Below are 8,966 nucleotides of genomic sequence, written 5' to 3' on the forward strand. Positions count from 1 at the left end.
CGCAGTCAGGCCTGGTCCGGCGGATGCTACTTTTTCACCACCCTGTAGATCGCGTTCTCAAGGTCCGAGCTGAAGTAAATCACGCCCGTTGTCCCGACCGCGACGCCCGTCGGAATATGCGTCGGCAAGCCGCCGGGGGCGCCGGTCAGGCCGATCGGCAGATTGGCGGCGATCTCGGTGATCTTGCCGCTCTCCGGTGCGATCTCGATCAGCCGCTTGGCGCCTACCTCCGCGACGATCAGCTTGCCGTCGCCGGTGCGCGCGATGCCTTCGGGCATCTTCAGCTCCTTGGCGATCACGGTCTTTTCCCCGTTGCTGTCGATCCTGGAGACGAGGCCCGCAAACGCCTCGGTCACGTAGACCTCGTCGGCTTTCCCGCGAACGAGCCCGACCGGGCCTTCGAGCGCGCCGATCAGCGTGCTGCGATCCTTGCCGTGCTCACCGCTCACCTTGACCAGTGACTTGGTGCCGAGCTCGGCCACCAGGATGCTGCCGTCCGCGAGCACGACCGCGTCATGCGGCGCCTTGAAGCCGTGCAGCATCTCGCGCGTGGCGCCGGTCTTGCCGTCGATCACCTGCACCGTGCCGGTGAACCAGCTCGACAGGACCACGTCGCTGTCCTGCGCCGTCGCGCTCATCGGATATTCGAGCGTGACGCCGGCAGCGTGCATGCGCGCCTTCTCGGTGACCTCGCCGGTCGCACCGTCCACAGTGCGATAGGCGAACACGTCGGCGACGTGGATCGTATCCTTGCCGTTATCCGAGGTGACGCCGATGCCCCCGGGCAGGGCGAGCTTGCCGATGATGATCTGCTTGGCCTGGCCCGTCGCCGGGTCGACCTCCTGGATGCCGTTGTCGGCCATGTTGGAGACGTAGATGCGGTCCTTGTCGTCGATGGCGAGATTGTCCAGCGATGGCTTCAGCTGCGCGACCACGGTCTTGGCGCCCGACTTGGGATCGACCCGCACGAGCTGGCCGAGCGCAGTGTCGACCACGAAGAGATTGCCCTTGGAATCGAAGTTCACCGCAGCCGGGACCTTGAAGCCATCGGCGACGACGGTCAGCTCGGCCTTGTCGATATCGACCTTGGCGACCTGGCCCTTGAACCAGAGCGGACCGTAGAGCTTGTCGTCCGGACCGAACTCGAAGCCGTTGAGACCGCCCATCTTCTCCATGATCTGGCGGGGCGGTTTGACGCCCTCGACGTCGATCTCGTAGAGCGCATCGCCGAGGAAGACAGTGGTGGCGTAGAGCCTGCCGTCCTTGCGGAAGGCGAGCGAGTTGATGCCGGGAAGGCCGCTCGCAAGCTTCCTGATCGGTCCGTCGCCCTTGCGCGCATAGAGATCGCCGGCGAGGAATCCGGTCCAGGCCATAGTGCCATCAGGCGCGAACGCGATGTCGTCGGCCATTCCGATTGGAGCTGGGATTGCAACCTTTGCGGTAGCGCCCGCAATGTCGACCTCGTAGAGCGCTGCGCCCGCGACGCTGCCGGCGAACAGATGGCCAGCCTTGTCGATTCCGAGCCCGTGCACGCCATGGAACGCCGAGCCGGGAACGAGCCGAGTGACCTCCCAGCTGTCAGCCGATGCACTCGTGGCGGCGAAAAGCGCAGCGGCGACGGCTGCGCAGGCGAGCCTGGTTTTCATGGCGTGACCCCCCATTTTTCTGGAAAGTATTCGCCCGTCACGCGGCTTTGGCAAACGAAACTTGACGTTGTAGTGCGGCAAGGCGGTGCGGCCCTACAGCGTCTCATGCCATGGCTCTCTTGCCATCGCGTCGCTGAAAACGTTCGGCTGAATTGCCGGCTTACCTGTTGCTCGCAGCAGCTCCGCCCGGGCTTAACGAGAGCCGTCGGTGCCGCTCGATTTAATGAAACTGCTGCCTCGGGCCAGGGTTAGAGCTTTGCCGCCGAGCACTGGGATTTTCATCTAGGTCCCACCGGACACAGGATCTGGTCCTCAAAGGGGCTTGGCTGAGCGGGCTGATTGATCGCGGTCCGCAATCCCAAAATCGTCGTTGAAACCTGCTTCGCAGCCAGCGCAGGATATCGTCATGAAACGAGATCTCGTCTTCGACGAACTTCATCCCAAAATCTACGGGGCGGCGGTCGGCCTCGTCGCATGGTTCGCGCTCATGGCGTGGGCGCTGTTTGACCGTAGCAGTGATGTCAGCGTTTCCCTCGCTTTGGTAACGCTGCTGTTCGTGGTCGCGATCCTGCTGCCATGGACCATTTCGCGTGTCTGGAGGAGATATCAAATGCCGTACGAGCGGCATTTGGGGGCGACGTCGCTGCACGATTGGGAAGCCGGCGAGTTCACGGTCTGGGACGCAAAGCTTCACGGTTCGCATGCCGCGATCGACGTCCTGTTGCCGCTGGCGGCCGTCTCGTTCGGCCTGACAGCGATCGGAATCGTCTTCGTGATCGTGCGGGCGTCGGTGCTTTCCTAGCGCTATCGCGCGGATCGCGGTCGAACTGACGTCCCACCCGCTCACGGCGTGGTGCCGACGGCGTGGTGCCGGTGGGACGTTGACCGTTATCGGTTCGTCGTGAGCCGCGGCGGGTTCTGGGACATCATCCAGAGCTCGATCGCAGCAAGCACGGCGACCAGAATGCCGACCACGGCGTGAACGGTCATTGCCGTCTTGGCGTCCTGGAACCCGAGCACCCAGGGTGCAATGAGCGTCCAAAGGCCGACGATCAGGTTGAGCCACTCCTCCCACACCGCGAAGGCTGCGAGCGCTGCGATAGCCAGGATCGCAATCACGATGCCCGCGACATACGCGTTCTGAGAGGCCAGTCCGGCATCGAAACCGAAAATCCAGGGCGAGAAGAACAGGAATGCGCCGAGGATCAGGTTCGCGACGTCGCACCATTTTGCGTTCGTCCAGTTCTCCATGACATTCCTCCGTGAACTCCGCCCCCTCATGCAAAAACAACCGGGTCACTCCCCAGCGTGTTCCCTGCGGTTCCACCGAAATTGAATGAAGGGAGGGAGGCGCGCGGCCAGCCGGCCACGAGGTCGGCCCGACCGATTTACCGGTTGGTGACCTGTAGCGGCCCGCCGGTCGCGTCCGACATCCGGGCGATGGCGCCGCCACGGCCGCTCATCATGCCGTCGAGCCGGTCGCGCTCCTTCTCGAAGCTTGCCAACATCGGACCTTCCAGCGAACGGCCGCGCGGCAGTTTTACGCGCAGCGGGTCGACGAAGCGGCCGTTGACCAGGATTTCGTAGTGAACGTGGGGACCGGTCGACGCGCCGGTCGAGCCGACGAAGCCGATGACCTGGCCCTGGCGGACCTTCTTGCCGGCTTCCATGCCCTTGGCGAAGGCTGACATGTGGCCGTAGGCGGTCTCGTAGCCGTTGTTGTGCTTGATGCGGATATACTTGCCGTAGCCGCCCTCGGTGCCGGCCTTCTCGATCACGCCGTTGCCGGAGGCGAAGATCGGCGTGCCGTAGGCGGTGGCCCAGTCGACGCCGGTGTGCATCTTCACGAAACCCAGGATCGGATGGCGGCGGCCGCCAAAGCCGGAGCGCATGATGGCGTTATTGACGGGCTTCCTGACCAGGAACTTCTTCGCGCTCTTGCCGGTCTCGTCATAGTAGTCGACGACGCCGTCGTCGGGGCTTTGATAGCGGTAGTATTTCTTGGTCTCACCACCGACCGTGAGGGAAGCGAACAGCACGTCGTTCTTTTCGGTCGTGGTCACGCCCTCGTCTTCACCGGCGTAGAACACGTCGAAGGAATCGCCCGGCTGCACCTTGCGCTGGAAATCGACGTCGTAGGAATAGATCTTGATCATGTCCTCGATGACGGGCATCGGGACCTTGTTGCGCATCGCGGTCTCGTAGATGCTCTGGTAGAGCCGCACGCCGGAGCCGTCGTCATCGTCCTCGTCGTCGCTGCTGGCGCTCGCCGCAGTATCGGCGACGGTGTTCATGCTGGAGACGTCGACCGCGACGTATTTGCCGAGATCGGACAGTGCCGCGATCGCTTCCACCATGGTGTCGTTTGCAACCACGACGCGATAGGGCTGCAAGCGGGCGCCCGGGCTTGCGGGCGCCATCAGGATGCGGAGCTTCTCGCCTTCCTTGAGGCCGCCGTCGCGGCCGCGCGGCCCGAGCGTTGCGGTGATCGCCTTGATCTCGTCGGCATTGGCGCCGAGATCGCGCAGCACGCCAGCGACGCTGTCGCCCTTCTTGACAATGTGAACGCGTTCGCCGTTGGGATTGCCGCCGGTGATCTGCTCCTTGGTCTTGGGCAGCAGCGTGACGTTTTCCGGCACCACGCGCGTCTCGAAACCGGCATAGGGATCGGATGACGACGCCTCGGTGGCGTAGGCCATCTTGATGTCGGATGGACCGGGCGCGCCGGAGACGTCGGCCGTGGCATTGGCGAGCGAGGCGTAGCGCACCCCGCCATTGCCGCGCCAATTGGCGGCATCGCGGACCCGCATCAGGATGTCGTCGAGCGCCACCACCGCGGTAATCTTGGCCTTCGGCAGCACCGGCGACAGGTCCTTGGTGACGAAGGACACTTCCGCGTCGGGCTCGACGGCTTCCGGATTGTTGGGATCGTCGGACGCCGTTTTCGGATCGGAGCCGACGTCGGTGAGCAGGCGCTGGGCGTTGAACGGCGGGATCTTCGCCGACAGGTCGCTCGTCGTCATCGACAGGTTGCCTGCGATGCGGACGAAGGGACGCACCCGCATCACGTCACGGTTGCCGACGCGAGCGACCGTCGAAACGCGCATGACGTTGCGTGAGGCCGTGGATTCGCTCGGCGGCGGCAGGCGGTCGCTCTTGTGCAGCGTGGCGGCGCGATCGGCGGCGCCGAATGCACCCCGCAGCGCGCCTTCGACCCGCTCCGGCACCTTGGCGAAGGTCATTTCGCCGTCGAGCGACGCGAAAACGGCGCCGCCGATCAGGGCTGCGCCGCAAAGTCCGGTCAGAATTGTACCGCTGAACCATTGCACCGAGACGCGACGGCGGTCGATCACGGCGGCTTCGGAACCGTCAACGGACAGCGGCGGCTCGTGGCCGAGATCGATGATCCCGGTCTCACGCCCGTAAGCGCCGCGTGACGTCCTGTGGTTCAACCCAAGTCCCCCAATTCAACGACCCAAAAGCCCCTGTCTCAAGCCTCTTCCCGGTCGCCCTCTTCGAGGCGTATCGCAGGAAACGGCAAGCCGCATAGGCGTTCGCGGTCAGAAGGCCTCGATGACGGGCCGGCCGAAATTACGAACAGCTAAACGGAAAAAGGTCTCTCGATGTCTCTCGAATGTCGGAAGAAGGTCGCGTCATCTGCAAGATCGCCTTCCTCTGACCCCATGAAAATCGCCGGCAGCCCCCACAGGCATCCCTGCGATTCAAGCTTGTCTCTTATCAGAACGCCGCGGGATTGTGGCTCAAGTACGGCGCCTAATATGGAAAAAGTTTCCTGAACGGGGGGCGCCGGAGGCTGCCCGGAGGGACGCCTGGAGCCGCTTCCGGAGACCCCCTGGAGCCACTCCGGAGCCCCCTGAGGCGCAAACTTTTTTTGAGATTTTTTGCGGTGCGGCCCCGGTCCACGCGCCTGTGAGCGCTCTAATCGACTGGAATCACTAGAATTTTTGCGATGATCCACTGTGCGACGATTTGTTGACGAATGGCGTTGACAGCCCGGAAGGCGGGGCCTATAACCCCAACCACTGAGCGCGGCGCCGCCGGGTCACTGACCAAGGCGAGCGAACGCGCCACTGATGCTCCTCACCTTGTTGAGTGACACAACAATCGACGCCAGTCGGTTGGAGTCATTCATCGTCGGTAAGGGTGTCGGAACCCTTCCTCCTCGGAAGGTTGGGACCTCTCCGGTTCCGGGCTGTTTGACAAGTGAAGATGAAGAAAGAGAAACGTGGACGGCGGAGTCCTTGCGGGTCTCGCTTCTGAAAAGCCTCGGCTTTTCTGATCGAGACCGGACGAAGACTTCGGCGGTACACGTTTAAAGGAAACACCATCGTTGCCAGCGATGTGAATCGCAGGCAGCTCTTCGGCTTCGGCCGATGAAAAATGGTGGGACCTCGTCAAACGTTGTGATCAGCCGGTTCAAAGTTCAAGTCCAACTTGAGAGTTTGATCCTGGCTCAGAGCGAACGCTGGCGGCAGGCTTAACACATGCAAGTCGAGCGGGCGTAGCAATACGTCAGCGGCAGACGGGTGAGTAACGCGTGGGAACGTACCTTTTGGTTCGGAACAACCCAGGGAAACTTGGGCTAATACCGGATAAGCCCTTACGGGGAAAGATTTATCGCCGAAAGATCGGCCCGCGTCTGATTAGCTAGTTGGTAGGGTAATGGCCTACCAAGGCGACGATCAGTAGCTGGTCTGAGAGGATGATCAGCCACATTGGGACTGAGACACGGCCCAAACTCCTACGGGAGGCAGCAGTGGGGAATATTGGACAATGGGGGCAACCCTGATCCAGCCATGCCGCGTGAGTGATGAAGGCCCTAGGGTTGTAAAGCTCTTTTGTGCGGGAAGATAATGACGGTACCGCAAGAATAAGCCCCGGCTAACTTCGTGCCAGCAGCCGCGGTAATACGAAGGGGGCTAGCGTTGCTCGGAATCACTGGGCGTAAAGGGTGCGTAGGCGGGTCTTTAAGTCAGGGGTGAAATCCTGGAGCTCAACTCCAGAACTGCCTTTGATACTGAAGATCTTGAGTCCGGGAGAGGTGAGTGGAACTGCGAGTGTAGAGGTGAAATTCGTAGATATTCGCAAGAACACCAGTGGCGAAGGCGGCTCACTGGCCCGGTACTGACGCTGAGGCACGAAAGCGTGGGGAGCAAACAGGATTAGATACCCTGGTAGTCCACGCCGTAAACGATGAATGCCAGCCGTTAGTGGGTTTACTCACTAGTGGCGCAGCTAACGCTTTAAGCATTCCGCCTGGGGAGTACGGTCGCAAGATTAAAACTCAAAGGAATTGACGGGGGCCCGCACAAGCGGTGGAGCATGTGGTTTAATTCGACGCAACGCGCAGAACCTTACCAGCCCTTGACATGTCCAGGACCGGTCGCAGAGATGTGACCCTCTCTTCGGAGCCTGGAGCACAGGTGCTGCATGGCTGTCGTCAGCTCGTGTCGTGAGATGTTGGGTTAAGTCCCGCAACGAGCGCAACCCCCGTCCTTAGTTGCTACCATTTAGTTGAGCACTCTAAGGAGACTGCCGGTGATAAGCCGCGAGGAAGGTGGGGATGACGTCAAGTCCTCATGGCCCTTACGGGCTGGGCTACACACGTGCTACAATGGCGGTGACAATGGGATGCTAAGGGGCGACCCTTCGCAAATCTCAAAAAGCCGTCTCAGTTCGGATTGGGCTCTGCAACTCGAGCCCATGAAGTTGGAATCGCTAGTAATCGTGGATCAGCACGCCACGGTGAATACGTTCCCGGGCCTTGTACACACCGCCCGTCACACCATGGGAGTTGGTTTTACCTGAAGACGGTGCGCTAACCCGCAAGGGAGGCAGCCGGCCACGGTAGGGTCAGCGACTGGGGTGAAGTCGTAACAAGGTAGCCGTAGGGGAACCTGCGGCTGGATCACCTCCTTTCTAAGGATGATCCTTCAGCGAGCTCACGCTCACTATCGGATCGTTTTAGAAACATCAGTGGCCAACAGATCGCCAGATCGTTGAGCTGCATTGGCGGGATTTCGCCGTCTTCGTTTCTCTTTCTTCGCGGACGAACACGCGCCGGGGCTGCGCTGTGCGATTGCATTCGGCGCTGGTCGCCGGTCGACGCACGCAAGACCCTAATCCTGAAAGGGATAGCGTTAGGGCTTGTAGCTCAGTTGGTTAGAGCGCGCGCTTGATAAGCGTGAGGTCGGAAGTTCAAGTCTTCCCAGGCCCACCACGCTTCGCCGTCGGCTTCGCATGGCACCGCCAGGCAGAACGACGAGGCGAAGCGCGTCCGGCATAGCCCGAAGGGCGACGCCGGACAGAAAGAGCGCTTCGTCTTCTGGTTACGGGGCCATAGCTCAGCTGGGAGAGCGCGTGCTTTGCAAGCATGAGGTCGTCGGTTCGATCCCGTCTGGCTCCACCAGATGGTTTGATCACCGAGATCTTGACCGTCGTCCGCGAAACATCACTTCGCATCTTGCTAGTCTGGATAGACAGCAAGTTGCGTGTTTTCTGACATCGTAAAGAGGAGATCGATCCGAGTTGGATCGTGCAACATATCGTTGCGCGAGCCTTCATTATCTCCGGATCATTTCGGCGCTCGCTTCCAGCCGTGAGGTTGGATGCGGGTTGTAAATGATCCTTTTAGCGAAGCTTGACCGCCTCGCTATCGGAACGATCTTACGAAGCAAGCTGGTCTTTCTAGTCAATGTCCGGCTGTGAGAATAGCGTTCGTCGAGGGCGCGTGCCGCAAGGCAGTTCTTACAGACAACATTCTGCCGAGTGTGTGGACATTGATAATGAGAGCAATCAAGTGCCTTAAGGGTGTTCGGTGGATGCCTTGGCGCTGAGAGGCGATGAAGGACGTGCTACGCTGCGATAAGCCGTGGGGAGCTGCGAAGAAGCTTTGATCCGCGGATTTCCGAATGGGGAAACCCACCTTCGATAGCCGGAACTCCAAGACCTTGTGTGTTGGGGTTCGACCAGAAATGCGAGAAATCAAGCCGCGAGGTTTTGGATTTCCGGTTATCAAGAGAAGGTATGAGACTTCTGAATACATAGGAGGTTTCAAGCAAACCCAGGGAACTGAAACATCTAAGTACCTGGAGGAAAGGACATCAACAGAGACTCCGTTAGTAGTGGCGAGCGAACGCGGACCAGGCCAGTGATACATCAAAGACAATCGGAACCAGTCAGGAAAGCTGGGCCTCAGAGGGTGATAGCCCCGTACGAGTAATGCGATGATGTATCCACGAGTAAGGCGGGACACGTGCAATCCTGTCTGAACACGGGGGGACCACCCTCCAAGCCTAA

The 8,966-nt window shown here is 60.7% G+C and carries 4 protein-coding genes, 2 tRNA genes and 2 rRNA genes (1 of these 8 running past the window's edge); 5 read left to right on the forward strand and 3 right to left on the reverse strand.

Translation table 11 applies throughout. The features are described from left to right. Positions 1-26: 26 nt before the first annotated feature. Positions 27-1,646 (reverse strand): hypothetical protein, encoded by a 1,620-nt coding sequence (locus tag P6U29_RS04990; protein ID WP_407116583.1) that lies wholly within the window; start codon positions 1,644-1,646, stop codon positions 27-29. A gap of 406 nt (positions 1,647-2,052) precedes the next feature. Here P6U29_RS04990 and P6U29_RS04995 point away from each other — a divergent pair, with 406 nt between their 5' ends. Then, positions 2,053-2,448 carry a hypothetical protein gene (locus P6U29_RS04995; protein WP_407116584.1) on the forward strand — a complete coding sequence of 132 codons (396 nt, stop codon included), beginning with the start codon at positions 2,053-2,055 and terminating at the stop codon, positions 2,446-2,448. 86 nt (positions 2,449-2,534) lie between these two features. Here the strand turns inward: P6U29_RS04995 and P6U29_RS05000 are convergent, their stop codons facing one another. Continuing rightward, on the reverse strand, positions 2,535-2,897 hold the full coding sequence (locus P6U29_RS05000; protein ID WP_407116585.1) for an SPW repeat protein: 363 nt from the start codon (positions 2,895-2,897) through the stop codon (positions 2,535-2,537). 137 nt (positions 2,898-3,034) lie between these two features. Continuing rightward, on the reverse strand, positions 3,035-5,098 hold the full coding sequence (locus P6U29_RS05005; RefSeq protein ID WP_407116586.1) for a M23 family metallopeptidase: 2,064 nt from the start codon (positions 5,096-5,098) through the stop codon (positions 3,035-3,037). A 999-nt stretch (positions 5,099-6,097) separates the two neighbouring features. On the opposite strand from P6U29_RS05005, the gene P6U29_RS05010 reads away from it, so the two are divergent. The 4 genes from P6U29_RS05010 to P6U29_RS05025 form a co-directional block, all read left to right on the forward strand. Next, a 16S ribosomal RNA gene (locus tag P6U29_RS05010) occupies positions 6,098-7,586 on the forward strand. 224 nt (positions 7,587-7,810) lie between these two features. Continuing rightward, positions 7,811-7,887: transfer RNA gene (locus P6U29_RS05015), tRNA-Ile, on the forward strand. Between the two features lie 113 nt (positions 7,888-8,000). Continuing rightward, positions 8,001-8,076 (forward strand) — tRNA-Ala (locus P6U29_RS05020). 384 nt (positions 8,077-8,460) lie between these two features. Next, positions 8,461-8,966, forward strand: a 23S ribosomal RNA gene (locus P6U29_RS05025) (it continues 2,339 nt past the right edge of the window). Together the 16S and 23S rRNA genes with 2 tRNA genes alongside form the textbook arrangement of a ribosomal RNA operon.

The sequence above is a fragment of the Bradyrhizobium sp. LMG 9283 genome (genome assembly GCF_045571415.1).
In the GTDB taxonomy this organism is placed as follows: Bacteria; Pseudomonadota; Alphaproteobacteria; order Rhizobiales; family Xanthobacteraceae; genus Bradyrhizobium.

Coding starts and splice junctions, on each gene's coding strand:
- P6U29_RS04995 (WP_407116584.1), top strand. CDS start 2,053: ATGAAACGAGATCTCGTCTTCGACGAACTTCATCCCAAAATCTACGGG.
- P6U29_RS04990 (WP_407116583.1), bottom strand. CDS start 1,646: ATGAAAACCAGGCTCGCCTGCGCAGCCGTCGCCGCTGCGCTTTTCGCC.
- P6U29_RS05000 (WP_407116585.1), bottom strand. CDS start 2,897: ATGGAGAACTGGACGAACGCAAAATGGTGCGACGTCGCGAACCTGATC.